Raw genomic sequence first — 25,195 nt, 5'->3', positions numbered from 1 at the left:
TGTCCTGAGGAGAAACGGAACATGGTGCTGATGATTGTCAGTGGTCGTTCAGGGTCGGGGAAATCCGTTGCTCTGCGTGCGCTGGAGGACATGGGTTTTTACTGCGTAGATAACCTGCCGGTCGTGTTGTTACCCGATCTGGCTCGCACGCTTGCGGAAAGACAAACCTCTGCCGCCGTCAGTATCGACGTTCGTAATATGCCTGAATCGCCAGAAATCTTTGAACAGGCAATGAGTAACCTGCCCGAGGCGTTCTCGCCTCAGTTGCTGTTCCTGGATGCAGACCGTAATACCCTGATCCGCCGCTACAGCGATACCCGCCGTTTGCACCCGCTTTCCAGTAAGAACCTCTCTCTGGAGAGCGCAATCGACGAAGAGAGCGATCTGCTGGAGCCGCTCCGTTCTCGTGCTGACCTGATTGTCGACACCTCTGAGATGTCCGTTCATGAGCTGGCGGAAATGCTGCGTACCCGTTTGTTGGGCAAACGCGAGCGTGAACTGACGATGGTGTTCGAGTCCTTCGGCTTTAAACACGGTATCCCCATTGATGCGGATTATGTTTTCGATGTACGTTTCCTGCCGAACCCGCACTGGGATCCGAAACTGCGTCCAATGACAGGTCTGGATAAACCCGTCGCGGCCTTCCTCGACAGACACACAGAAGTTCACAATTTTATCTACCAGACGCGAAGCTACCTTGAGCTATGGTTACCTATGCTGGAGACAAACAATCGTAGCTACCTGACAGTGGCGATTGGCTGTACCGGCGGTAAACATCGTTCGGTCTACATCGCCGAACAGCTGGCCGATTATTTCCGTTCGCGCGGAAAGAACGTTCAGTCCCGTCATCGCACGCTGGAAAAACGTAAAACATGACCGTAAAACAAACTGTTGAGATCACCAATAAGCTGGGCATGCATGCACGCCCGGCGATGAAACTGTTTGAGCTGATGCAGGGGTTCGATGCAGAAGTTCTGCTGCGTAATGATGAAGGCACCGAAGCGGAGGCGAACAGCGTGATCGCATTGCTGATGCTGGACTCAGCCAAAGGACGCCAGATTGAAGTAGAAGCCACCGGCCCCCAGGAAGAGGAAGCGCTGGCGGCGGTGATTGCGCTGTTTAACGCCGGTTTTGACGAAGACTAACGTTCATTCCTTTGGCGGGTGGCGCTACGCTTACCCGCCCTGCATGAGATTATTACGCTGCATAAACCCCTCCCCACCCAGCTGGCGCATCTGGCGCATAATCCACGCCTGCCGGCTTCGTACATACCCTGACGGTGCACTGGCTTTAAAGCGGATGGGATTTGGTAAGACGGCGGCGAGTAGTGCCGCTTCTGACATACTCAGGCGACTGGCAGGTTTATTGAAATAACGCTGCGCTGCAGCTTCCACGCCAAATACACCGTCGCCAAACTCAGCGATATTGAGATAGACAGTCAGAATGCGTCGTTTACTCCAGACCGTTTCCATCCCCAGGGTCAATCCCGCTTCCAGCCCCTTTCGCACCCAGCTTCGACCATCCCAAAGAAACAGATTTTTGGCCGTCTGTTGCGACAGCGTTGACGCACCGCGTACGCGGTTTTCGTGGCGTTCGTTATGGGCAAGCGCCTTCTCAATGGCCGCCACATCAAACCCCCAGTGCTCCGGGAATTTCTGATCCTCCGCTGCGATAACCGCCAGCCCCATGAACGGTGAGATGTCGTCCATGCTCACCCAATCGGAATGTGCAACGTAACGGAAATCTCCGGAAAGCCATGCACCAACCTGGCGCTCGACCATCACAGCAGAGAAAGGGACCGGTACGATGCTGAATAACGCGATCCCGCCGCCCCAGAAGACAGCCAGTAAAAGCAGGACTCTCAGCAGAACACGCTTTATTCCTGCACCGGGACTCAGCTTACGACTCATTCAGTAAGCACCAGCACTCTGTCCACCAGCTTTTCAATACCCGTGGCGGCCTCAGCAATACTCTGCGCCAGCATGTAGGCAGGCGTGGTAATAATTTTATTGTCTTCGTCCACCACAATGTCATCGACAGGACACGGCACATGTTCGCCGCCCATATCCTCAACGACTTCAGCAGTGTCAATGTCGGTCCCAATGGTCAAACGCAACGGGAAATCAAAAATTTTCGGCAGCATCGCCGGGGCAATACAGATAAAACCCTGCGGTTTACCCGCAGCGTGCATTGCACATGACAGCGCTTTTAAATCCGGATCCACATGGCACTCTGCCCCCTGGGAAGCAAAGCTGCTCAGGTTTTTCGCTGCCCCAAACCCGCCAGGCACAATTAACCCATCAAGCTCTGAAGCATTAGCCTGATTAAGAGGGTGAATATCACCGCGAACAATGCGTGCCGCTTCAATCAGCACGTTACGAGTTTCCGCCATCGGCTCACCGGTCAGATGATTAATCACATCAGCCTGGCTTTTATCCGGCGCGAAGCAGACAACATCAGCTCCGTTTCGGGAAAGCGCCAACAATGTAATTACGGCTTCATGTATCTCTGAACCGTCGTAAACACCGCATCCGCTCAGCACGACACCAATCTTTTTCATCATAACGTTCCTTCTCTGCAACTCGCTGAAGCACATTAATAATTTTGATTAAAACGCTATGCTTCACACATTTCACTGATTCATGTAACAAACCATTTAAGATTTGCTATCTTATCTGCGTGCGGCCTAAATTTTTCAGGCGGTGCCCTTTCGAAAATAACTTTAAAAAACAGGCGCAGCCACGATTTCCCTGGTGTTGGCGCAGTATTCGCGCACCCCGGTTAATCCGGGGTCATTTTTTTCTGGCATCGACCCAGGCTTTAAGTACCGCAACATCGTTTTGCCACTCTTGTTTCATCTCTTCGACCCAATCACCAACGTTATCTTCCCATGCTGGTAAATCAGGTGACTGAATCTGTTGTCCCAACTGTTGCAGATGGCGTAACCCGACCGATCCAGCCGCACCTTTGATTTTATGTCCTTCTTCCACAATGCCCTTCTGGTCTCGCGCCGTCAGGTTTGATTCCAGCACACTCAGATAGCCAGGCATCATCTTTTCGAACACGGCCAGACCGTCGGTAATCAGTTTTGGGCCAACCAGATCGATATACTGCTCCAGCATCGCGGTATCGAGTATCGTTTGGGCTTTTGCGCTATCAACAGACGTCATGGTGCTCTCCTCTTCTTCACGGGTATCCCAGAACTTCTTGATCATGGCAGTCAGGGCAGGCACCGCCAGCGGTTTACTGAGCACATCATCCATACCGGCATCGAGGTACTCTTTTTTGTCTTTCAGCACGTTGGCCGTCAACGCGACCAACGGCGGCAGATCATCAGCGGCATACTTGCTCGTCAGTTCACGCGAGATATCCAGCCCGGTCATGTCCGGCAGTTGAATATCCAGCAGAACGAGGTCATATTCGCCCGGTTTAAACATCTCCAGCGCGGCTTTACCAGTCATTGCCACATCCACACTGTTACCCAGTTTTTCCAGCACAGAGCGAGCCACAATTACGTTCAGCTCGATGTCTTCCACCAACAGGACGTGCAGCGCTGGCAGCGGCATATCGTCGTTTTCAAAGGTATCCTCAACCTCTTCAGCCACCGCTGGCGCATGTACCGTCAGCGTGAAGGTCGAGCCTTTGCCCGCCAGGCTGGTTACCGTAATGTCCCCACCCATACTCTTCGCAAGCCGTTTAGATACCGCCAGGCCAATACCTGTACCGGTGGCGGGTTTCCCGCCGTTGCTGTCTTTCACCTGGTAGTACATCGCGAAAATTTTGTCCTGCTCCTCCTGTGGAATACCAATCCCGGAGTCTTCCACCTCAAAGTGCAGCATGTCACCTTCGTCATAGCGGATGCGCACCGCAACCTGCCCCTTCTGGGTAAATTTCACGGCGTTACTGATAAGGTTCCACAGGATCTGGCGCAGGCGCGTACCGTCCGTGACCACTTTATGCGGCAGTGGCAGGGAGGGTTCCATAACAAAACTCAGCCCTTTCTGCTGCGCCTGCAGACCGGACAAGTTTTCCAGATCGGCCATGAAGCTGGTGAAATCAACAGGCTGGTTATCCAGCTGGACTTTACGGCGCTCCATCTTATCCATGTCGATAATATCGTTGAAGATATTACCCAGCGTGACCGCCGAGACATGGATAGTTTTGAGGTATTTTTCCTGTTCCGCGGTCAGATCGGTGTCCAGCAAAATACGGCTCAGCCCAACAATGCCATTAAGAGGCGTACGCAGTTCGTGGCTGATGGTGGAGATAAAGGTGGTCTTATCGCGGCTGGCGCGCTCAAGGGCATCCTGATAGCGCTTACGCTCGGTAATATCACGACCAAAGCCCATCAGGCCATGACGTTTCCCGACGCGGTCGTAGTACGGCACTTTACGGATCTCAAAGCAGGCTTTGCGCCCGTCCGGGTAATCCAGCCACTGTTCATAGGTCAGCGAGACGTTGTGGCGGAAGACTTTTTCATCTGTCTCCATGACCTTGGCCGCCGCCTCCTCAGAATAGACATCCTGAGGTTTCAGGTGAATCAGCTGCTTTTCACTTTTCCCGGTCAGCAGCTCCATCGCCCGGTTACAGCCGGAGAACTCTTTGTCTTCGTTACGGTAGAAAACCAGATCCGGTGAAGCATCGAGGAACGAACGCAGGAAAGAGGATTGCTGCTCAAGTTGGATCTGCGTGACCTCGCGCTCTTTCATTTCGATTTTAAGCTGCTCCAGCGTGGCCTGACGCTCGGCTTCCGCCTTCTCACGATCTGAAATCTCCTGGTTCAGCTGTGCAATGTTGTCTTTGAGCTGGACATTGAGCTTCAGGTCGCGCTCGCGCATCTCTTCCAGTTTATCGACCAGTTTTGACAAGCGCTGACGGGACTCTTCCAGTTGTTCAACCACCACGGAGAGGAAATAGACCGCCCAGGGGGTAATGAGCAAGCCAAAGAAGATGGAGCGGATGACGTCGATACTCTCGACCTGACCATGAAGAACCATGGTAACGGCCATCTGCACGACAATCGCCAGAACGACCAGCGCCAGCGCAAGTAGCATGGAGAAACGCACCAGCCCGAGCTTCATCATCAGGTCGACGTAGTACTGGGCAAGCATTCGAATTTGCTTCATAGAGGATCCCTTCACGACTTTATCGCTCAATAATACTCAAATTCGCGGCGGGGCGTTGAAGGTTGTGAGAAAAAGTGCAGGATGAAACAGGAGATTAGCCTCGCTCCCGGTTAGCCGGAAGCGAGGAGAGGTCAATCAGGAGCGTTTCAGCAGTAGCCAGAGGCTGATCAGGAAGAAACTGGCGCTTGGCAGCAACGCACCAATAATAGGCGGGATGCCGTAAACCAGCGTCAACGGGCCGAAGATCTGATCGAGAACGTAGAATACAAAGCCGAAGCTGATACCGGTTACGACGCGTACGCCCATCGGCACACTACGCAGCGGGCCGAAGATAAACGACAGCGCCATCAGCATCATCACCGCCACGGACATTGGCTGGAAGATTTTGCTCCACATGTTGAGCTGATAACGTCCGGCATCCTGTCCGCTCGACTTCAGGTATTTCACATAGTTATGTAAACCACTGATAGAAAGCGCATCAGGATCCAGTGCCACAACCCCAAGCTTATCCGGCGTGAGGTTCGTCTTCCACGTGCCAGATACCGTCTGAGAACCGGTGATCTGTTTCGGGTTTGTCAGGTCAGACTCATCTACCTGTGACAAACGCCACTGCTTATGTTCGGGGTCAAACTTCGCCGATGAGGCGTGTTTGACTGACAGCAAACGGCGCTGGTCGTTGAAGGAGTAGATACTCACGCCGCCCAGCTCATCATCACCTTTTACACGTTCGATGTAGACGAAGCTTTTACCATCTTTCGCCCATAATCCTTGCTGCGTCGAGAGCAGTGAACCACCGTACATCGCCTGAGCACGATAGTTACGCGCCATCTGTTCACCCTGCGGCGCCACCCACTCGCCAATCGCCATGGTCAGCAACACCAGAGGGATCGCGGTTTTCATTACCGACAGCGCAACCTGCATACGGGTAAAACCCGATGCCTGCATAACAACCAGCTCGCTGCGCTGGGCCAGCATCCCCAGACCCAGCAGCGCACCTAACAGGGCTGCCATCGGGAAGAAGATCTGCACATCTTTCGGCACGCTGAGTAAGGTGTACATCCCCGCGCCTAGCGCGTCATAGCTCCCCTGCCCGGCTTTTTTCAGCTGATCGACAAATTTGATAATGCCGGAGAGCGACACCAGCATGAACAACGTCATCATGATGGTGGTAAAAATGGTTTTACCGATATAGCGATCAAGAACGCCAAACGCCTGCATTAGATGGCTCCTTTACGCGAGAATCGGGCACGTATGCGGCGCACTGGCACCGTATCCCACAGGTTTAATCCCAGCGCCAGTAAGATGTACAAGCTGTTGACGACCCAGGTCCAGACCATAGGATCCAGCTTACCCTTAGCACCGTTTGAGCGAATCGAAGTTTGCAGCAGGAAGTAGACCAGGTACAGCAGCATCGCCGGTAGCATGGAGAGCACACGTCCCTGGCGAGGGTTCACCACGCTCAGCGGAACCACAATCAATGCCATCATAAACACGGTGAAGACGAGAGTAATTCGCCAGTGGAACTCAGCCCGCGCTCTGTTGGTATCGGTATTCCACAGCGTACGCATGTCCATTTGCTCGGTATCCGATGGATCGAGCGCCACAGTCTGATGACCGATAATGGCCTGATAGTTCTGGAAGTCCGTAATACGGAAGTCACGCAGCATCGCGGTACCTTCAAAACGGGTACCTGTATTCAGCGTCACAATTTGCGAACCATCTTTGCGTTGAGCAAGCTGGCCAGAGTCGGCGACGACCACCGACGGACGTGCATTACCTTTCGTGCGCAGCTGCGCCAGGAATACGTCGTTGAATTTACTGCCGTCAACGCTCTCAATAAACAGCACGGAGTTACCGTCAGTCGCCTGCTGGAACTGCCCCTGGGCTAATGCAGCCATCCCGGGGTTTGCTTTCGCTTCGGCCAGCACTTCGTCCTGATGACGGGAAGACATGGGACCTGCCCACATCACATTCACCGCAGCAACGATACCGGTGAACAGCGCCAGTATCATCGCGGCCTTCACCAGCACGGCTTTGCTCAGACCACAGGCATGCATCACCGTGATTTCACTCTCGGTGTAGAGCTTACCAAGTGTCATGAGCAGACCAAGGAATAGACTTAGCGGCAGGATAAGCTGCGCCATTTCCGGGATCCCTAAACCAAGCAGGGAAAGCACCAGATTCGTTGGAATTTCGCCGTCAACGGCCGCACCGAGGATCTTAACCAGCTTCTGACAGAAAAAAATCAGCAGCAGGATGAAGAGGATCGCCAGTTGGCTTTTGAGCGTCTCCCGCACCAGATATCTTATGATTATCACTTTAAATACGCCCGTAAAAACCCGTCTCTTTGCTGGAAAATCGCTTGTTTCATGGCTTAAACGTCATTTATTCTCTTGAGTCGTCGAAATCATCGCTAAGATTAAAACACCCGGCGGATTCACGCTTCAGGACTTTTTTCTGACGTGTCGAAACCGTAATAACGTAAGATTAACACGAAGTCACCACAACAGCGGACATGAGTTACGAAAGCTTTCAATTCTATCTGTAGCTGCCGCCGTTGTCTTTAAGATTCAGGAGCGTAGTGCATGGAGTTCAGTGTAAAAAGCGGTAGCCCGGAGAAACAGCGGAGTGCCTGCATCGTTGTGGGCGTCTTTGAACCACGCCGACTCTCCCCGATCGCCGAACAACTCGATAAAATCAGTGACGGCTACATTAGCGCCCTGCTGCGCCGTGGCGAACTGGAAGGCAAACCTGGGCAGACGCTGTTACTGCACCATGTTCCGAACGTACTGTCCGAGCGCATTCTGCTGATTGGCTGCGGTAAAGAGCGCGAGCTGGATGAACGCCAGTATAAGCAGGTGATTCAGAAAACGATCAATACGCTGAATGATACCGGTTCAATGGAAGCTGTCTGCTTCCTGACAGAACTGCACGTCAAAGGCCGTAACACCTACTGGAAAGTGCGCCAGGCTGTCGAAACAGCAAAAGAGAGCCTGTACAGCTTCGATCAACTGAAGACCAATAAAAGCGAGCCGCGTCGCCCGCTGCGTAAAATGGTCTTCAACGTGCCTACCCGTCGTGAGCTGACCAGCGGCGAGCGCGCTATTCAGCACGGTCTGGCGATAGCGGCTGGCATTAAGGCGGCGAAAGATCTCGGTAACATGCCGCCTAATATCTGTAACGCCGCGTATCTGGCTTCTCAGGCGCGCCAGCTGGCTGATACCTACAGTAAGAATGTCATCACTCGCGTTATCGGCGAACAGCAGATGAAAGAGCTGGGGATGCACTCGTATCTGGCCGTTGGTAACGGCTCTCAGAACGAATCCCTGATGTCAGTTATCGAATACAAGGGCAACCCGTCTGAAGATGCACGCCCAATCGTGCTCGTCGGCAAGGGCCTGACCTTCGACTCCGGCGGTATCTCGATCAAACCTGCCGAAGGCATGGACGAGATGAAATACGACATGTGCGGCGCAGCAGCCGTATACGGCGTGATGCGTATGGTCGCAGAACTTCAGTTGCCGATTAACGTTATTGGCGTACTGGCAGGCTGCGAAAATATGCCTGGCGGTCGCGCTTATCGTCCGGGTGATGTCCTGACCACCATGTCTGGCCAGACGGTTGAAGTTCTGAACACCGACGCCGAAGGCCGTCTGGTGCTGTGTGACGTGCTGACCTACGTTGAGCGTTTCGAACCTGAAGCGGTCATCGACGTGGCTACCCTGACCGGTGCCTGCGTGATCGCGCTGGGTCATCACATTACCGGACTGATGTCGAACCATAACCCGCTGGCACATGAGCTTATTGGTGCTTCAGAGCAAGCCGGTGACCGCGCATGGCGTCTGCCGCTGGGTGATGAGTATCAGGAACAGCTGGAGTCTAACTTTGCGGATATGGCGAACATCGGCGGCCGTCCTGGCGGTGCTATCACCGCAGGTTGCTTCCTGGCACGCTTCACCCGCAAGTACAACTGGGCACACCTGGATATCGCGGGCACCGCATGGCGTTCCGGTAAAGCCAAAGGTGCAACCGGTCGTCCAGTGGCGCTGTTGTCGCAGTTCCTGCTGAACCGTGCGGGTTTTAACGGCGACGAGTGATGTAAAACGCCGGGTGGCGGCTTCGCCTTACCCGGCCTACAACGTCACTCAACCGTAGGCCGGGTAAGCGTAGCGCCACCCGGCTTTGCATTTAAATCCACGACAAGAAGCCCCATATATGAAGAATGCAACGTTCTACCTTCTGGACAACGACACCCATCAGGATGGCCTTAGCGCTGTTGAACAACTGGTGTGTGAAATTGCCGCAGAACGTTGGCGAGCAGGCAAGCGCGTTTTGATTGCCTGCGAAGATGAACAGCAGGCTATACGGCTTGATGAAGCGTTGTGGGCACGCCCGCCGGAGAGTTTTGTGCCGCATAACCTGTCGGGCGAAGGTCCGCGCGGCGGTGCTCCGGTCGAAATTGCCTGGCCGCAAAAGCGCAACAGCAGTGCGCGCGATATTCTGATTAGCCTGCGGATAGATTTTGCAGATTTTGCCACCGCTTTCACAGAAGTGGTAGACTTTGTCCCTTACGAAGAATCTTTGAAACAACTGGCGCGCGAACGCTACAAAGCGTACCGCCTGGCTGGTTTTAACCTGAATACGGCAACCTGGAAATAATGGAAAAGACATATAACCCACGCGATATCGAACAGCCGCTTTACGAGCACTGGGAACAGCAGGGCTATTTCAAGCCTAACGGCGATGAAAGCAAAGAGTCCTTCTGCATCATGATCCCGCCGCCGAACGTCACCGGCAGTTTGCATATGGGTCATGCTTTCCAGCAGACCATCATGGACACCATGATCCGCTACCAGCGCATGCAGGGCAAAAATACCCTGTGGCAAGCGGGTACTGACCACGCGGGTATCGCGACCCAGATGGTGGTTGAACGTAAAATTGCCGCGGAAGAAGGTAAAACTCGCCACGACTACGGTCGCGACGCGTTCATCGACAAAATCTGGCAATGGAAAGCGGAATCTGGCGGCACCATTACCCGTCAGATGCGTCGTCTTGGCAACTCCGTGGACTGGGAGCGTGAGCGCTTCACCATGGATGAAGGCCTGTCCAACGCCGTTAAAGAAGTCTTCGTCCGTCTGTATAAAGAAGACCTGATTTACCGTGGCAAACGCCTGGTAAACTGGGATCCGAAACTGCGCACCGCAATTTCTGACCTGGAAGTGGAAAACCGCGAGTCTAAAGGCTCCATGTGGCATATCCGCTATCCGCTGGCTGACGGTGCCAAAACCGCCGATGGTAAAGATTACCTGGTGGTCGCAACGACCCGTCCGGAAACCCTGCTGGGCGATACCGGCGTGGCTGTTAACCCGGAAGATCCACGTTATAAAGATCTGATCGGCAAATTTGTGGTGCTGCCGCTGGTTAACCGTCGTATTCCGATCGTGGGCGATGAACACGCCGACATGGAAAAAGGCACCGGCTGTGTGAAAATCACCCCGGCGCACGACTTTAACGACTATGAAGTCGGTCGTCGTCACGCCCTGCCAATGATCAACATTCTGACTTTCGACGGTGATATCCGTGAAAGCGCAGAAGTGTACGATACCAAAGGCGAAGAAACTGACGTTTACTCAAACGCTATCCCGGCAGAATTCCAGAAAATGGAACGTTTTGCCGCGCGTAAAGCGATTGTGGCTGCCGTTGACGCACTCGGCCTGCTGGAAGAGATCAAGCCTCACGACCTGACCGTGCCGTACGGCGACCGTGGTGGCGTGGTTATCGAGCCAATGCTGACTGACCAGTGGTACGTGCGTGCTGATGTGCTGGCGAAACCGGCTGTTGAAGCGGTTGAAAACGGCAGTATCCAGTTCGTGCCGAAGCAGTACGAAAACATGTACTTCTCCTGGATGCGTGATATTCAGGACTGGTGTATCTCCCGTCAACTGTGGTGGGGTCACCGTATCCCGGCGTGGTACGACAACGAAGGTAACGTCTACGTTGGCCGTACGGAAGACGAAGTGCGTCAGGAAAATAACCTGAGCGCTGACGTTGCGCTGCGCCAGGACGAAGACGTGCTGGATACCTGGTTCTCTTCCGCGCTGTGGACCTTCTCCACCCTCGGCTGGCCAGAAAACACCGACGCACTGCGTCAGTTCCACCCGACCTGCGTGATGGTATCCGGCTTCGACATTATCTTCTTCTGGATTGCCCGCATGATCATGATGACCATGCACTTCATCAAAGATGAAGACGGTAAACCTCAGGTTCCGTTCCATACCGTTTACATGACTGGTCTGATCCGTGACGACGAAGGCCAGAAGATGTCGAAATCCAAGGGCAACGTTATTGACCCGCTGGATATGGTCGACGGTATCTCCCTGGAAGAGCTGCTGGAAAAACGCACCGGCAATATGATGCAGCCGCAGCTGGCTGAGAAAATCCGCAAGCGTACCGAGAAACAGTTCCCGAACGGGATCGAACCTCACGGTACTGACGCCCTGCGTTTCACCCTGGCGGCACTGGCTTCTACTGGCCGTGACATCAACTGGGACATGAAACGTCTGGAAGGTTACCGTAACTTCTGTAACAAGCTGTGGAACGCCAGCCGTTTCGTGCTGATGAACACCGAAGATCAGGATTGCGGCTTTAACGGTGGTGAGATGATCCTGTCTCTGGCGGATCGCTGGATCCTGGCGGAATTCAACCAGACAGTGAAAGCATTCCGCGAAGCGCTGGACAGCTACCGCTTCGATATCGCGGCAGGCATCCTGTACGAATTCACCTGGAACCAGTTCTGTGACTGGTACCTGGAGCTGGCGAAGCCAGTGATGAACGGCGGTTCGGAAGCGGAACTACGCGGTACGCGTAACACGCTGATTACCGTGCTGGAAGGTCTGCTGCGTCTTGCGCATCCGATCATTCCATTCATCACCGAAACCATCTGGCAGCGTGTGAAGGTCATTGCGGGTATCAACGCAGACACCATCATGCTCCAGCCGTTCCCGGAATTCGATGCAGCCCGTGTTGATGAAGCCGCAGCGGCTGATACCGAATGGCTGAAACAGGCGATCGTTGCTGTACGTAACATCCGTGCAGAAATGAACATCGCCCCGGGTAAACCGCTGGAATTGCTGCTGCGTGGTTGCAGTGAAGCTGCTGTTCGTCGTGTCACCGAGAACAACACCTTCCTGAAAACCATGGCACGTCTTGAAAGCATCACTGTGCTGCCTGCGGATGATAAAGGTCCGGTATCCGTGACCAAAATCATCGACGGCGCAGAGTTGCTGATCCCGATGGCAGGTCTTGTCGACAAAGACGCTGAGCTGGCTCGTCTGGCGAAAGAAGTGGCGAAAGTCGACGTGGAAATCGGCAAAATCGAAAGCAAACTGGCGAACGAAGGCTTTGTGGCCCGCGCGCCGGAAGCGGTCATCGCCAAAGAGCGTGAGCGTCTGGTTGCTTTCGCCGATGCGAAGACCAAACTGATTGAGCAGCAGGCAGTGATTGCCGCCCTGTAATGCTTTTACCCCTTACGCTTCAGGGCGTAAGGGGTAACCTTCCTGAAAACTCGTCGCTTGCACTCCCCTTTCTGCGGTGCTATTAACAGCAGTTATGTGTCAATTTTTGTAATGAGTCATACTATGAGCGTGATTACCCCCGTCGCGACGACGATGCGTCGGATCACTGAGCAGGATAACCCGGCTATCGCCGCCGTTATCCGCACCGTTTCTGCCGAATATGGCCTGACGGCTGACAAAGGCTACACGGTTGCGGACCCAAATCTGGATGAGCTTTTTCAGCTCTACAGCCAGCCAGGGCATGCCTATTGGGTAATCGAACAGAATGGTCTGGTTGTGGGCGGCGGCGGCGTGGCGCCACTCAGTTGTAGCGAGCCGGATATCTGCGAGCTACAGAAAATGTATTTCCTCCCAACTGCACGCGGGCAAGGACTGGCGAAAAAACTGGCGCTGATTGCCCTGGAACACGCACGTAAGCAGGGTTTTACGCGCTGTTACCTCGAAACAACCGCCTTCCTCAAAGAGGCCATTGGCCTGTATGAACATCTGGGCTTTGAGCATATTGATGCACCGCTGGGCTGTACTGGACACGTCGATTGCGAAGTCAGGATGCTGAAAAATCTGTAAATAATCTTGCCGCCCTCTTCTGTTAAGCGATGCTGAACTGAATGCTCTACACTCTCAGTTCACACCACAACGGGGGAAACACGATGTCGAAGATAAAAAGCTACGCCGCACCGCAGGCGGGTGCAGAACTTGAGCTGTACGAGTACGATGCGGGCGAACTAAAAGCAGAAGACGTCGAAGTACAGGTTGATTACTGCGGGATCTGCCACTCGGATCTCTCGATGATCGACAACGAATGGGGCTTCTCCAGCTACCCGCTGGTTGCCGGACACGAAGTCATTGGCCGCGTCGTGGCACTCGGTAGCGCCGCGCAGGACAAAGGACTGAAAGTAGGTCAACGCGTGGGCATTGGCTGGACAGCACGCAGTTGCGGTCACTGCGATGCCTGTATCAGTGGTAATCAGATCAACTGCCTTGAAGGCGCCGTTCCCACCATACTGAACAAAGGCGGTTTTGCCGATAAGCTGCGCGCCGACTGGCAATGGGTCATTCCGCTGCCGGACAGCATTGATATCGAATCCGCCGGTCCGCTGCTGTGTGGCGGTATCACCGTCTTCAAACCTCTGCTGATGCACCATATCACTGCCACCAGCCGCGTGGGCGTCATCGGTATTGGCGGACTGGGCCATATCGCCATCAAACTGCTGCATGCGATGGGCTGTGAAGTCACGGCATTCAGCTCGAACCCGGCGAAAGAGAAAGAAGTGCTGGCGATGGGTGCAGACAAGGTGGTGAACAGCCGCGATCCGCAAGCACTGAACGCGCTGGCAGGCCAGTTTGATCTGATCATCAACACCGTCAACGTCGATCTCGACTGGCAGCCGTACTTTGAGGCGCTGGCCTACGGCGGAAACTTCCACACCGTAGGTGCTGTGATGAAGCCGCTGCCCGTTCCGGCGTTTACCTTGATTGGCGGGGATCGCAGTGTGTCCGGCTCTGCGACCGGTACGCCATTCGAGTTGCGCAAACTGATGAAGTTTGCCGGGCGCACCAAAGTGGCTCCGACCACTGAGCTGTATCCAATGTCGAAAATCAACGAAGCGATCCAGCATGTGCGTGACGGCAAAGCCCGTTATCGCGTGGTGTTGAAAGCGGATTTTTGATGTGATTGTGCCGGGTGGCGGCTTCGCCTTACCCGGCCTACTTTGCTATTTCGCTAACGTGTTAAACACCTCTGCCACCGCTACCGCCCCCGGATCCGTCACCCCGTCCAGGTTCTCTTTATTCACATACGACGAACGCCCCGCTCCGGCTTTCTGCATTTTCGCGGTCGCTTCGGCACCCTGCCGCGCAGCCTGCGCCGCCGCGTGAAGATCACCTTTCTGCAACGCTTCCAGCGCCGGCTGTAGCGCGTCGATCAGCGTACGATCGCCGAGATCCGCCCCGCCATACTGCTTCATCTGCGCCAGCCCACTCAGCAGGGCCTCCGGCAACGGCTTCCCGTCATGCAGCTTTTGTCCGGCCGCAGTAAAGAAGATCGACATCAGCACGCCACTCGATCCCCCCATCACCGTAGCCAGCCGCTCACCCACCAGCAACAGCAGCGTCGGGATGTCATTGAGCGGTAATTTATGCTCCTCAAGGCGCTGCGCAATATCCCGTGCGCCTTGCGCAAAGGTAGAGCCGGTATCACCATCCCCCACTTTGGCATCCAGTGCATTGAGCCGATTTTCCAGCTTAATCAGCGTGGTTGTCACCAGAGAAACATACTCGCCCACCTTTGCGTTAGCAGATGGGGTATATTCCACGCGGTCATGCAGCGCGCTATGTTCCTGTACACGCAAGGGGGCAAACGCCACCGTTTTTTGCCAGCCCAGCGTCTCAACCTCTTCATGGAGCGCTTTTTCAAAATGATCGTTAAGCTTCAATAACGTCAGGGAAAAGCCCTTCATATCCAGGGCACTCACCAGCGGCGCTGGGCCAATCAGGTACGCGATATGCTCTTTCAGAGCCGAGTGTGCCAGCTCTTTGGTGAGCAGCGCCATCTCCAGCGCCGACACGCCGCCAAGATTGTTAATCAGCACTGCAAAGCGCCCCTCACCTGCCTGTGCCTTCAACGGCGTGACCAGCGTATCGATAATGGCTTTGCTGTTTTGCGTATCAACCACCGAAGCTCCCGGCTCTCCGTGAATACCGAGCCCCAGCTCCACATGACCTTGTTTAATTCGCCCTTCTTCATCATCACTGCCTGGCAGGTTACAGGTTTGCATCGCAACACCCAGGCTCCAGAGGTTATCGCAGGCCTGTTGCGCAATATTCCGCACTTCACTCAGAGATTTCCCGTGCTCCGCCGCATAGCCCGCAATCTTATGCACCAGCGCCGTACCAGCGATGCCGCGTGGCTGCTTGTTATCCGGCAGGGCGATGTCGTCAGCAACAATCACCATTTCGACCTTCAGGCCATAGCGTTTAGCCTTTTCCGCTGCCAGACCGAAGTTCAGGCGGTCGCCAGTATAGTTTTTGACGATCAGCAGACAACCGCGATCACCCGTTACTGCCACAATGGCGTTCAGTACCGCATCCACGCTCGGCGAAGCAAACAGATCGCCGCACACCGCCGCCGTCAGCATACCTTTGCCGACAAACCCGGCATGTGCAGGCTCATGACCTGAGCCACCACCGGAGATCACCGCCACGCGGCTTTTATCCCAGTCACCTCGCGCGACGACCCTGATGGCTGGATCAATATCAAGTTTGACGAGATTCGCGTGTGGTGCAGAAAGCAGTATGCCTTCAATGGCATCGTTGACCAGCTGTTTGCGATCGTTAAAAAAGAATCTGGACATAGTTTCCCACTATTTTGTGAACCGTATGCAAAAGCATAGTCCGCGCTGGATAATGCGCCGCAAAGTCAGGAATTTACTCAACCAAATTGCGACCAGGTTGCCTATACTCCACCCAGGACTAAGAGAGGAAGCGCATTATGAGTACACCATTGTTAATTGCCCGGACGCTGGAAAAAGAGCTGTATTTACTGCCCGCGATGGCGAACCGCCACGGTCTGATCACCGGTGCCACAGGGACGGGGAAAACCGTCACCCTGCAAAAACTGGCGGAATCGCTTTCAGATATTGGCGTGCCGGTATTTATGGCTGATGTGAAAGGTGATTTAACCGGTGTGGCTCAGGAGGGTACCCCCTCCGACAAACTGCTCGAACGCCTGAAAAATATCGGTATTACGGACTGGACGCCGCACAGCAATCCGGTGGTGGTGTGGGATATCTTCGGTGAGAAAGGCCACCCGGTACGCGCGACCGTCTCCGATCTCGGTCCGCTACTACTGGCCCGTCTGCTTAACCTTAACGACGTGCAGTCCGGCGTATTGAATATTATCTTCCGTATTGCCGATGATCAGGGGTTGCTGCTGCTTGATTTCAAAGATCTGCGCGCCATTACCCAATACATCGGTGATAACGCTAAATCCTTCCAGAACCAGTACGGGAATATCAGTAGCGCGTCAGTGGGTGCCATTCAGCGTGGGTTACTGACCCTGGAGCAACAAGGGGCCGAGCACTTCTTCGGCGAGCCGATGCTGGATATCAAAGACTGGATGCGCACCGACAGCAACGGCAAAGGCATCATCAACATTCTGAGTTCTGAGAAGCTCTATCAGATGCCGAAGCTTTACGCTGCCAGCCTGCTGTGGATGCTCTCTGAGCTCTACGAACAGCTACCCGAAGCCGGTGACCTGGAAAAGCCCAAACTGGTGTTCTTCTTTGACGAAGCACACTTACTGTTTAACGATGCCCCGCAGGTACTGCTGGACAAGATTGAACAGGTTATCCGCCTGATCCGTTCCAAAGGTGTTGGCGTCTGGTTTGTTTCGCAAAATCCGTCAGATATTCCGGACAACGTGCTCGGGCAACTTGGTAACCGCGTGCAGCACGCCCTGCGCGCCTTTACGCCGAAAGATCAGAAAGCCGTTAAGGCTGCCGCGCAAACCATGCGTGCCAATCCGGCCTTTGATACCGAAGCCGCCATTCAGGCCCTGGGCACTGGTGAAGCACTGATCTCGTTCCTGGATACGAAGGGTAGCCCGTCAGTTGTGGAGCGCGCCATGGTGATCGCGCCTTGCTCGCGCATGGGGCCGGTGACCGATGATGAGCGCAACGGCCTGATTAACCACTCTCCGGTGTACGGGAAATACGAAGACGAAGTGGACAGAGAATCTGCATACGAGATGCTGCAGAAAGGGGTACAGGCGACCACAGAATCACAAGATGCGCCAGCCAACAAAGGCCAGTCTGTTTCCGTCGATGACGGTATTCTCGGCGGCCTCAAAGACATCCTGTTCGGCAGCACCGGTCCGCGTGGAGGCAAGCGTGATGGCGTTGTACAAACCATGGCGAAAAGCGCCGCGCGGCAGGTCACCAATCAGATCGTGCGCGGCATGCTGGGAAGTCTGTTAGGCGGCCGTCGCCGGTAGCCGGGGAACCCACGGACGGCCAAGCGCCGAGCCCTGTACGCCGTTCTCCTGCAGATAACGGTCGATTTCTACCATCCCCGTCCAGCGGTTCTCACACCAGAGCGGTGCCAGAAGCGTTGGGCGGCGTGCGCTGGCTGAAATGCGGTGGTAGACAATCTCCGGTGGCGTGTGGCGAATCATCTCCCCTGCCGTCACTGTGTAATCGTCGAGTTCAATACCGCTTAACCGCCCGGCTTCCCAGGCTTTCGCCATAATGCTTCCCGTAACGATATGCAGAGGATGCAGCTTAATGCCGTCCACGCCGTTCTCAACCACCTTTTCCAGCGTTTCAAGACCATGCTGTTGACCTTCGCCGGGTAACCCAACAATCAGATGCGAACAGACTTTCAGCCCACGCTCACGGGCCAGCCGCGTGGTGCGCTGGTAGCAGGCGAAATCATGGCCGCGATTAATGCGGTGCAGGGTTTTGTCGTGCGCGGTTTGCAGGCCCAGCTCCAGCCAGATCTCATAGCCTTGTTCTTTGTACTCGCTGAGCAGGTCCAACACCGCGTCCGGTACGCAGTCCGGACGCGTGCCCACGCACAGCCCAACGATGTTAGCCTGGCTGATGGCCTGCTGATACATCGAGCGTAGCACTTGCACTTCCGCCCAGGTGCTGGTGTAGGCCTGGAAATAGGCCAGATATTGCTTTGCGCGGTTCACCAGACTGGCCTGATGTGACAGTTGCTCTGCAATGGAGTGATGCTGCTGCGCTTCGTCGGCAAATGAGGCAACGTTACAGAACGTGCAGCCACCACGCCCGATGGTGCCATCGCGATTCGGGCAGCTAAAGCCGCCATGCAGCGTCAGCTTATGAACCTTTTGCCCATAGCGTTGCAAAAGATCCCCACCAAACATATTGACTAATTTCTGTAACTGCATAATCTGATAGACCGTCCCGGAGAAAGGGGACAAGCCTGCCATTTTTAGCCTCTGTCGGCGATGACCTGGATCAATCGCCCTGGACGGCTTTTATCTATATGAATAAATACTCAGGATTACTGCAATTTCATTCACGCCAGTTGTGATTACTTTTCCTTATGTTCTGATTGTTTTTTTCGTTTATAGCGCCCTCACTGAAAAACAGTGGGTTTATGCGGGTTTGCAGTCAATGGCAGATTATTATTCTGCTATAAAACTGCTATTCAGCACGCTACATTGATAATACCGCTTTCAGATAGTGAGTCAGATCACACTCCGCGACGTCCTTTCAGGGCATTTAATCAATGTAAAAATAGTTAAATACCCTTAAAATACAAAAACATAAACTCACTTTAGCACATTTTTGTATAAATAAGATTGCCATTTGACCTGTGTACCAATTCCCGATAAGTTGGAAATCCGCTGGAAGCTTTCTGGATGAGCGGCCTGCTCATCATATTTATGCAGTAATTGAGATTCCCTCTGAAGCAAGTCCTCAAACTTGTTTACCTGCGCGAAAGGATGAAAAGAGGGCGAATGCGAGGTCCGCGTATGAAACGCAAACCCCGTCGCCATGCTCTTTCTGTGCCTGTGCGCCACGGTAAAGTTCAGTGGGAAGCCCGACGAGCCTGGGGAGGTTCACTGATATGTTGTACGATAAATCCCTTGAGAAGGATAACTGTGGTTTCGGCCTGATCGCCCACATAGAAGGCGAACCTAGCCACAAGGTAGTGCGTACTGCCATTCACGCACTGGCCCGTATGCAGCACCGTGGTGCCATCCTTGCTGATGGTAAAACCGGCGACGGTTGCGGCCTGCTGCTGCAAAAACCGGATCGTTTCTTCCGTATCGTTGCGGAAGAACGCGGCTGGCGTTTAGCCAAAAACTACGCTGTCGGTATGCTGTTCCTGAATCAGGATCCTGAAAAAGCTGCCGCCTCACGCCGCATCGTCGAAGAAGAACTTCAACGTGAAACCCTGTCTATTGTGGGCTGGCGCAATGTGCCGACCAACGAAGGGGTGCTCGGTGAAATCGCCCTCTCCTCGCTGCCTCGTATTGAACAAATTTTCGTTAACGCGCCTGCGGGCTGGCGTCCACGCGATATGGAACGCCGTCTGTTCATTGCCCGCCGCCGCATTGAAAAGCGTCTCCAGGACGATAAAGAGTTCTACGTTTGTAGCCTCTCGAACCTGGTGAACATCTATAAAGGTCTGTGTATGCCGGCTGACCTGCCGCGCTTCTATCTGGACCTGGCGGACCTGCGTCTGGAATCGGCCATTTGCCTGTTCCACCAGCGCTTCTCCACCAACACCGTTCCACGCTGGCCGCTGGCTCAACCGTTCCGCTACCTGGCGCACAACGGCGAGATCAACACCATCACCGGTAACCGCCAGTGGGCACGCGCCCGTACCTATAAGTTCCAGACGCCACTGATCCCTGACCTGCACGATGCCGCGCCGTTCGTCAACGAAACGGGCTCTGACTCCAGTTCAATGGATAACATGCTGGAGCTGCTGCTGGCAGGCGGGATGGATATCGTTCGCGCCATGCGTCTGCTTGTGCCACCAGCCTGGCAGAACAACCCGGATATGGATCCGGAGCTGCGCGCGTTCTTTGACTTTAACTCCATGCACATGGAGCCGTGGGATGGCCCGGCGGGCATCGTAATGTCCGATGGCCGTTTTGCAGCCTGTAACCTGGACCGTAACGGTCTGCGTCCGGCGCGCTACGTCATCACCAAAGACAAACTCATCACCTGTGCCTCCGAAGTCGGCATCTGGGATTACCAGCCTGACGAAGTGGTTGAGAAAGGCCGCGTCGGCCCGGGCGAACTGATGGTTATCGACACCCGCGGTGGACGTATTTTGCACTCCGCCGAAACCGATCACGATCTGAAAAGCCGCCATCCATACAAAGAGTGGATGGAGAAGAACGTACGTCGCCTCGTGCCGTTCGAAGATTTATCGGATGAAGAAGTGGGCAGCCGCGAGCTGGACGACGATACGCTTGCCAGCTTCCAGAAACAGTTTAACTACAGCGCGGAAGAGCTGGATTCCGTTATCCGCGTGCTGGGTGAAAACGGCCAGGAAGCCGTTGGCTCCATGGGCGATGACACCCCGTTTGCCGTGCTCTCCAGCCAGCCACGTATCATTTACGACTACTTCCGTCAGCAATTTGCGCAGGTCACCAACCCGCCAATCGATCCGCTGCGTGAAGCCCATGTGATGTCGCTGGCGACCAGCATCGGCCGCGAGATGAACGTCTTCTGCGAGGCCGAAGGCCAGGCGCACCGTCTGACCTTTAAATCGCCGATCCTGCTGTACTCCGATTTCAAACAGCTCACCACCATGAAAGAGGAGCACTACCGCGCTGACACGCTCGATATCACCTTCGACGTAGCCGAAGCGAGCCTTGAAGAGACGGTGAATGCCCTGTGTGACAAAGCCGAACAGATGGTGCGTAACGGTACCGTTCTGCTGGTGCTGTCTGACCGCAATATCGCGAAGAATCGCCTGCCGGTGCCTGCACCAATGGCAGTCGGTGCTATCCAGACGCGTCTGGTCGATAAGAGCCTGCGCTGCGACGCCAACATCATTGTTGAAACCGCGAGCGCACGCGACCCTCACCACTTTGCCGTGCTGTTAGGCTTTGGTGCGACGGCGATTTATCCTTACCTGGCCTACGAAACGCTGGCACGTCTGGTCGATACCCGCGCGATCGACAAAGACTACCGTGCAGTGATGCTGAACTACCGTAACGGCATCAACAAAGGTCTGTACAAGATCATGTCCAAGATGGGCATCTCGACCATCGCCTCCTACCGCTGCTCGAAGCTGTTTGAAGCGGTCGGCCTGCATGACGACGTTGCAAACCTCTGCTTCCAGGGCGTGGTCAGCCGTATCGGCGGAGCCGGTTTTGCTGACTTCCAGCAGGATCTGGTAAACCTGTCGAAACGCGCCTGGCTGGCACGTAAACCGTTGGATCAGGGTGGTCTGCTGAAATACGTTCACGGTGGCGAATACCATGCCTACAACCCGGACGTGGTTCGTACACTGCAGCAGGCGGTTCAGAGCGGCGAGTACAGCGATTATCAGCAATATGCTGAGCTGGTAAACAGCCGCCCGGCAGCGACGCTGCGCGATCTGCTGGCACTGAATCCTGGTGATGATGCGGTCAGTATTGATGACGTTGAGCCAGCCACTGAGCTGTTCAAACGCTTTGATACTGCAGCAATGTCTATCGGTGCTCTCAGTCCGGAAGCCCACGAAGCGCTGGCGGAAGCCATGAACAGCATCGGCGGGAACTCGAACTCCGGTGAAGGCGGCGAAGATCCTGCCCGTTACGGCACCAACAAAGTGTCCCGTATCAAGCAGGTGGCATCCGGTCGCTTTGGCGTCACACCAGCGTACCTGGTCAACGCCGACGTTATTCAGATTAAAGTCGCTCAGGGTGCTAAACCGGGCGAAGGCGGTCAGTTGCCGGGTGATAAAGTCACACCGTACATCGCCAAACTGCGCTACTCCGTACCGGGCGTGACGTTGATCTCTCCGCCACCGCACCACGATATCTACTCTATCGAGGATTTGGCGCAGCTGATTTTCGACCTGAAACAGGTCAACCCGAAAGCGATGATCTCCGTGAAGCTGGTTTCCGAGCCGGGCGTCGGTACCATCGCAACGGGCGTAGCAAAAGCCTATGCGGATCTCATCACCATCGCCGGTTATGACGGCGGTACCGGTGCAAGCCCACTCTCCTCCGTGAAATATGCGGGTTGTCCATGGGAGCTGGGGCTGGTGGAAACCCAGCAAGCGCTGGTTGCGAACGGTCTGCGTCACAAGATCCGTCTGCAGGTGGATGGTGGCCTGAAAACCGGCCTCGATATCATCAAAGCGGCGATTCTGGGTGCGGAAAGCTTCGGCTTTGGCACCGGTCCAATGGTCGCACTCGGCTGTAAATATCTGCGTATTTGCCATCTGAACAACTGCGCAACCGGTGTTGCTACCCAGGACGAGAAACTGCGTAAGAACCACTATCACGGTCTGCCGTTCAAAGTAACCAACTACTTTGACTTCATCGCCCGTGAAACCCGTGAGCTGATGGCGCAACTGGGCGTGAAACGTCTGGTAGACCTGATTGGCCGCACCGACCTGTTGAAAGAGCTGGAAGGCTTCACGGCCAAACAGCAGAAACTGGAGCTGTCTAAGCTGCTGGAAACCGCACAGCCTCATCCAGGCAAGGCGGTCTACTGCACCGAAAACAACCCACCGTTCGACAATGGCGTGCTGAATGCGCAGCTGTTACAGCAGGCGAAAAGCTATGTGGATGACAAACAGAGCAAAACGTTCTGGTTTGATATCCGCAACACCGACCGTTCCGTGGGCGCGTCGCTCTCTGGTTACATCGCGCAGACGCACGGTGACCAGGGTCTGGCTGCCGACCCGATTACCGCACACTTCAGCGGTACTGCGGGCCAGAGCTTCGGCGTGTGGAACGCAGGCGGCGTTGAACTGTATCTGACCGGTGATGCCAACGACTATGTCGGTAAAGGCATGGCGGGTGGTCTGCTGGCGGTGCGTCCGCCTGTCGGTTCAGCTTTCCGCAGCCACGAAGCAAGCATCATCGGTAATACCTGTCTGTACGGTGCGACCGGCGGTCGTCTGTTTGCCGCCGGCCGTGCGGGTGAGCGTTTTGCGGTGCGTAACTCCGGTGCTATCACCGTGGTGGAAGGCATTGGCGATAACGGTTGTGAATACATGACGGGCGGAATTGTATGCGTCCTGGGTAAAACCGGCGTGAACTTCGGCGCAGGCATGACAGGTGGTTTTGCGTACGTCCTGGATGAAGATGGCGAGTTCCGCAAACGCGTGAACCCGGAGCTGGTGGAAGTGCTGGACGTTGATACGCTGGCCATCCACGAAGAACACCTGCGCGGTCTGATTACCGAACATGTGCAGCATACCGGTTCTTCTCGCGGCGAAGAGATTCTGGCGAACTGGCCAGCATTCTCTGCGAAATTCGCGCTGGTTAAACCGAAGTCCAGCGATGTAAAAGCACTGTTGGGTCACCGTAGTCGTAGCGCAGCAGAGCTGCGTGTGCAGGCGCAGTAAGGAATTCAGATGAGCCAGAACGTATACCAGTTTATCGACTTGCAGCGCGTTGATCCGCCAAAGAAACCGCTGAAAATCCGTAAAATTGAATTTGTTGAAATCTATGAGCCGTTTTCAGAAGGCCAGGCCAAAGCACAGGCAGACCGCTGCCTGTCCTGCGGTAACCCTTACTGCGAATGGAAATGTCCGGTGCATAACTACATCCCGAACTGGCTGAAGCTGGCCAACGAGGGGCGTATCTTTGAAGCCGCCGAGCTGTCTCACCAGACTAACACCCTGCCGGAAGTGTGCGGCCGCGTGTGTCCTCAGGACCGTCTGTGTGAAGGCTCCTGTACGCTGAACGACGAGTTTGGCGCAGTGACCATCGGTAACATTGAGCGCTATATCAACGATAAAGCGTTCGAGATGGGCTGGCGTCCGGATATGACCGGCGTGAAGCAAACCGACAAGCGCGTAGCGATCATCGGCGCGGGCCCGGCGGGCCTGGCCTGTGCGGACGTGCTGACCCGCAACGGCGTGAAGGCGGTGGTCTTTGACCGTCATCCGGAAATCGGCGGTCTGCTGACCTTCGGTATCCCGGCCTTCAAGCTGGAAAAAGAGGTGATGACCCGCCGCCGTGAAATCTTCACCGGCATGGGTATCGAGTTCAAACTCAATGTGGAAGTGGGCCGCGATGTGCAGCTCGACGATCTGCTGAAAGATTACGATGCCGTATTCCTCGGCGTGGGCACCTATCAGTCCATGCGCGGTGGTCTGGAGAACGAAGACGCACCAGGCGTTTATGACGCTCTGCCATTCCTGATTGCTAATACCAAGCAGATTATGGGTTACGGCGAAACCGCCGATGAGCCATACGTCAGCATGGAAGGTAAACGCGTTGTCGTACTGGGTGGTGGTGATACGGCGATGGACTGTGTGCGTACCTCTATTCGTCAGAATGCCGCGCACGTAATCTGTGCTTATCGTCGTGACGAAGAGAACATGCCGGGCTCTAAGCGCGAAGTGAAAAACGCGCGTGAAGAGGGCGTGGAGTTCCAGTTCAACATCCAGCCTCTGGGTGTTGAAGTGAATGCCAACGGTAAAGTGAGTGGCGTGAAGATGGCGCGTACTGAGATGGGTGCGCCAGATGCGAAAGGCCGTCGTCGTGCGGAAATCGTGGCAGGCTCAGAACATGTGATCCCGGCCGATGCCGTTGTGATGGCGTTCGGTTTCCGTCCTCACAGCATGGAGTGGCTGGCGAAGCACAGCGTGGAGCTGGACTCTCAGGGCCGCGTGATTGCACCGGAAGGCAGCGACAACGCTTTCCAGACCAGCAACCCGAAAATCTTCGCCGGTGGCGATATCGTTCGCGGCTCTGACCTGGTGGTCACCGCGATTGCCGAAGGTCGTAAAGCGGCAGACGGGATTATGAATTTCCTGGAAGTGTAATTCGCA

17 protein-coding genes are annotated in these 25,195 nt (G+C 54.9%); 10 read left to right on the top strand and 7 right to left on the bottom strand.

What is annotated here, in order from left to right; genetic code table 11:
- Nucleotides 1–21: 21 nt before the first annotated feature.
- Nucleotides 22–876 (top strand): RNase adapter RapZ, encoded by an 855-nt coding sequence (gene rapZ / locus V6E55_RS10470; RefSeq protein WP_047347692.1) that lies wholly within the window; start codon nt 22–24, stop codon nt 874–876.
- On the top strand, nt 873–1,145 hold the full coding sequence (npr, locus tag V6E55_RS10465; RefSeq protein WP_003861872.1) for a PTS phosphocarrier protein NPr: 273 nt from the start codon (nt 873–875) through the stop codon (nt 1,143–1,145). The genes rapZ and npr overlap by 4 nt, the downstream gene beginning before the upstream one ends.
- Nucleotides 1,146–1,175: 30 nt before the next feature.
- Here npr and mtgA read toward each other — a convergent pair whose 3' ends face one another.
- The 5 genes from mtgA to lptF form a co-directional block, all read right to left on the bottom strand.
- Nucleotides 1,176–1,910 carry a monofunctional biosynthetic peptidoglycan transglycosylase gene (gene mtgA / locus V6E55_RS10460; RefSeq protein ID WP_114978854.1) on the bottom strand — a complete coding sequence of 245 codons (735 nt, stop codon included), beginning with the start codon at nt 1,908–1,910 and terminating at the stop codon, nt 1,176–1,178.
- Nucleotides 1,907–2,560 (bottom strand): isoprenoid biosynthesis glyoxalase ElbB, encoded by a 654-nt coding sequence (elbB, locus tag V6E55_RS10455; protein WP_316942799.1) that lies wholly within the window; start codon nt 2,558–2,560, stop codon nt 1,907–1,909. The genes mtgA and elbB overlap by 4 nt, the downstream gene beginning before the upstream one ends.
- Nucleotides 2,561–2,792: 232 nt before the next feature.
- Entirely contained in the window at nt 2,793–5,126 is a 2,334-nt protein-coding gene (arcB, locus tag V6E55_RS10450; protein ID WP_129994886.1) for an aerobic respiration two-component sensor histidine kinase ArcB, read from the bottom strand.
- Nucleotides 5,127–5,261: 135 nt separating this feature from the next.
- Entirely contained in the window at nt 5,262–6,344 is a 1,083-nt protein-coding gene (lptG, locus tag V6E55_RS10445) for an LPS export ABC transporter permease LptG (RefSeq protein WP_129994885.1), read from the bottom strand.
- Nucleotides 6,344–7,444 carry an LPS export ABC transporter permease LptF gene (gene lptF / locus V6E55_RS10440; protein WP_114978858.1) on the bottom strand — a complete coding sequence of 367 codons (1,101 nt, stop codon included), beginning with the start codon at nt 7,442–7,444 and terminating at the stop codon, nt 6,344–6,346. Before lptF ends, lptG begins: the two co-directional genes overlap by 1 nt.
- A 267-nt stretch (nt 7,445–7,711) precedes the next feature.
- On the opposite strand from lptF, the gene pepA reads away from it, so the two are divergent.
- The 5 genes from pepA (at nt 7,712) to ahr (ending at nt 14,370) form a co-directional block, all read left to right on the top strand.
- Nucleotides 7,712–9,223, top strand: a complete 1,512-nt coding sequence (gene pepA, locus V6E55_RS10435; RefSeq protein WP_114978859.1) for a leucyl aminopeptidase — start codon at nt 7,712–7,714, stop codon at nt 9,221–9,223.
- Nucleotides 9,224–9,341: 118 nt separating this feature from the next.
- Complete coding sequence (gene holC / locus V6E55_RS10430; RefSeq protein WP_008502815.1) at nt 9,342–9,785, top strand: DNA polymerase III subunit chi; 444 nt, start codon at nt 9,342–9,344, stop codon at nt 9,783–9,785.
- Complete coding sequence (locus V6E55_RS10425; RefSeq protein WP_316942764.1) at nt 9,785–12,640, top strand: valine--tRNA ligase; 2,856 nt, start codon at nt 9,785–9,787, stop codon at nt 12,638–12,640. The genes holC and V6E55_RS10425 overlap by 1 nt, the downstream gene beginning before the upstream one ends.
- 123 nt (nt 12,641–12,763) lie before the next feature.
- Nucleotides 12,764–13,267: a GNAT family N-acetyltransferase gene (locus V6E55_RS10420; RefSeq protein WP_028017017.1), complete on the top strand. Its 504-nt coding sequence runs from the start codon at nt 12,764–12,766 to the stop codon at nt 13,265–13,267.
- Between the two features lie 83 nt (nt 13,268–13,350).
- On the top strand, nt 13,351–14,370 hold the full coding sequence (gene ahr / locus V6E55_RS10415) for an NADPH-dependent aldehyde reductase Ahr (protein WP_114978862.1): 1,020 nt from the start codon (nt 13,351–13,353) through the stop codon (nt 14,368–14,370).
- 45 nt (nt 14,371–14,415) lie between these two features.
- On the opposite strand, the gene V6E55_RS10410 is transcribed toward ahr, so the two are convergent.
- Entirely contained in the window at nt 14,416–16,053 is a 1,638-nt protein-coding gene (locus V6E55_RS10410) for a dihydroxyacetone kinase subunit DhaK (protein WP_316942762.1), read from the bottom strand.
- A 137-nt stretch (nt 16,054–16,190) separates the two neighbouring features.
- On the opposite strand from V6E55_RS10410, the gene V6E55_RS10405 reads away from it, so the two are divergent.
- On the top strand, nt 16,191–17,693 hold the full coding sequence (locus V6E55_RS10405) for a helicase HerA-like C-terminal domain-containing protein (RefSeq protein WP_114978864.1): 1,503 nt from the start codon (nt 16,191–16,193) through the stop codon (nt 17,691–17,693).
- Here the strand turns inward: V6E55_RS10405 and V6E55_RS10400 are convergent.
- Nucleotides 17,673–18,614 (bottom strand): TIGR01212 family radical SAM protein, encoded by a 942-nt coding sequence (locus V6E55_RS10400; RefSeq protein ID WP_316942798.1) that lies wholly within the window; start codon nt 18,612–18,614, stop codon nt 17,673–17,675. The two genes, V6E55_RS10405 and V6E55_RS10400, sit on opposite strands and share 21 nt — an antisense overlap.
- 686 nt (nt 18,615–19,300) lie before the next feature.
- Here V6E55_RS10400 and gltB point away from each other — a divergent pair.
- Nucleotides 19,301–23,761, top strand: a complete 4,461-nt coding sequence (gene gltB, locus V6E55_RS10395) for a glutamate synthase large subunit (protein WP_129994880.1) — start codon at nt 19,301–19,303, stop codon at nt 23,759–23,761.
- 9 nt (nt 23,762–23,770) lie between these two features.
- Complete coding sequence (gltD, locus tag V6E55_RS10390; RefSeq protein ID WP_316942761.1) at nt 23,771–25,189, top strand: glutamate synthase subunit GltD; 1,419 nt, start codon at nt 23,771–23,773, stop codon at nt 25,187–25,189.
- Nucleotides 25,190–25,195 lie beyond the last annotated feature (6 nt).

Source organism: Enterobacter sp. 342, assembly GCF_036663495.1.
GTDB lineage: Bacteria > Pseudomonadota > Gammaproteobacteria > Enterobacterales > Enterobacteriaceae > Enterobacter.
Note: the sequence above shows the minus strand (reverse complement) of the source record. Positions and strands in the feature narration are given on the sequence as shown.